This window comes from Caulobacter sp. P1_B12_2 (genome assembly GCF_056406675.1).
Window position 1 is genome coordinate 1 of sequence record NZ_JBFTZS010000636.1, and the last position, 1,930, is coordinate 1,930.

General features: G+C 68.6%; 3 protein-coding genes. 1 reads left to right on the forward strand and 2 read right to left on the reverse strand.

Annotated elements, in window-relative coordinates; all coding sequences use genetic code 11:
- The coding region (locus AC1DZ6_RS24315) for a TonB-dependent receptor plug domain-containing protein (protein ID WP_477099673.1) at positions 1-374 on the reverse strand (374 nt) is incomplete at its 3' end.
- Positions 375-752: 378 nt separating this feature from the next.
- Positions 753-1,598 (reverse strand): class I SAM-dependent methyltransferase, encoded by an 846-nt coding sequence (locus tag AC1DZ6_RS24320; RefSeq protein WP_477099674.1) that lies wholly within the window; start codon positions 1,596-1,598, stop codon positions 753-755.
- A 73-nt stretch (positions 1,599-1,671) separates the two neighbouring features.
- Here AC1DZ6_RS24320 and AC1DZ6_RS24325 point away from each other — a divergent pair.
- A partial coding sequence (locus AC1DZ6_RS24325; RefSeq protein WP_477099675.1) for a MerR family transcriptional regulator occupies positions 1,672-1,930 on the forward strand: 259 nt, incomplete at its 3' end.

Here is a 1,930-nt window from a genome sequence, read left to right on the forward strand (position 1 = left end):
CCCAACGACAGGGCGGTGTCGCCGCCCGTGACGACTTGCACCAACGAGGACCGATTGTAGCGCTTGCCGTTGATCATCACGAGAACCTGGTCGGCGCCGAGGCCGCGCAACGACGGCGCGCGCACGAAGGTCGAGGCGTCGGAGATGGTGTTCTGCGGGACGTAAAAGGACGGGACGAGGTTCTTGACCACGTCCAGCATGTCGGCGGCCGGCTGGCGGCTGAGCTCTTCCCCCCCGAAGACATCGATCGGAGACGGCGAATCCACCATCGACCGGTCGGTTCTACGCGTGCCGAGGACGATGACGGTGTCGACCTCGGTCGCGGTCGCGGCTGTCTCGACCGGCTGGGCCGGCGGTTCGGCGGCGCTGGCCACGCTGGCGTAGGCCAAGGCGATCGAAAGAGTCGAAATCCCCGAAAGCAGAATATTCCGTGAGCATTTAGTCATAGTTACCCCCTCGTGGCGCTATGCGCGCGCGTTTGCTTCCTCCTCCATGGTTTTCCCCGGTACGCGTGTTCTTGTTGTTTGCTCGAATACAGCGGCCATTAGCGAATAATGTCGCGACTGAAACAGTTCGTCAGCGCTGATATTTCTGCAATAGCTCCGACTGTCATCCCATCGTAACGGGGCCTTCAGGCGTATCGGCGCCCCTTTGCACGGCGCCCGCCGCGCTTTTTTGCCGCGCGATGATCATGATTGCGGCGCCAATTCGACTCTCAGGGGAATTGGCCGGGGATCGCCGATAGCAGCCCCCTACCCGTTCGCCGTCACCAGCCAGCACGCCGCCGTCATCGGCACGACGCCGTCTTGCACGTAGGTCCGCAGGCGGGCGGCCACGGCGTCGGTGACCTTGGTTCGCGTCGCTTCGTCCTCACGGCGCAGGATCGGCCCCAGGGTTCCGAGCTCCAGGCTCAGCGTCATCAGTTCGTCGTGGGTCACGGGCATCGGCGCGTCCAGGGGGGCGATCGCGACGTCGCGCCAGCCGCTGCGTTCGAGAACGCCACGAACAAGGTCGGGGTCGGCGAAGGCGAAGCGGCCCGGTCCCGCTCGGGGCGGCGCGGGCGGTTCGGCCAGCRAGGGCGCGGCGACCTCCAGCGCGACCTGCGACAGCGGGTTCTCGGCCGGTCCGCGCCAGCACGCGAAGACCAGCCCGCCGCCCGGGCGCAGGGCGCGGCGCAGGTTGGCGAAGGCCGCGTCCGGGTCCGGGAAGAACATCACGCCGAACCGGGAGATGATCCCGTCGAACGCGCCGGCCTCGAAGGCGTGATCCTGGGCGTCGCCCAGGATGAATTGCGCCTGGTCCAGCCCCTCGATCTGGGCCCGCTGCCGGGCGAGGTCCAGCAGCGGCCCCGACACGTCGACCCCGACGCTGCGCCCCGTCGGACCCAGGCGCCGGGCCATGTCCAGGGTGGTGGCGCCGGCGCCGCAGCCGACGTCGAGCACCCGCTTTCCGGGTCCGGAATCGGCCCGGGCGACCACGGCTTCGCCGATCGGGCGGTTCAGCCGGTCCAGCAGGTCCTGGGAGCGGACCCAGACCTCGCCGCCCTCGGCGTTCCAGAAGCTGGCGGTCATGGCTGTGGGGGCGTTTTCGGTCGTCATCGGGATCTCCTGTCCGTTGCGGAATCCAGGCCGCCGCCGCACTGTGCAAGTTCAAGCCGACTTGAGGTCAAGCATGTTCGACATCGACATCGCCGAGTTGGCGCGCCGGTCCGGCGTGCGAGCCTCGGCCCTGCGCTACTACGAAGACAAGGGGCTGATCGCCTCGACCGGGCGGCGCGGCCTGATGCGCCTGTTCGCGCCCTCCACGACGGAGCGCCTGTCGCTGATCGCCCTGGGCCGGGCCTCGGGCTTCTCGCTGGACGAGATCGCGGCCCTGCTGGCCGACGCRCCGGACATCGACAAGGCCCACCTGCGGGCCAAGGCCGCCGAAC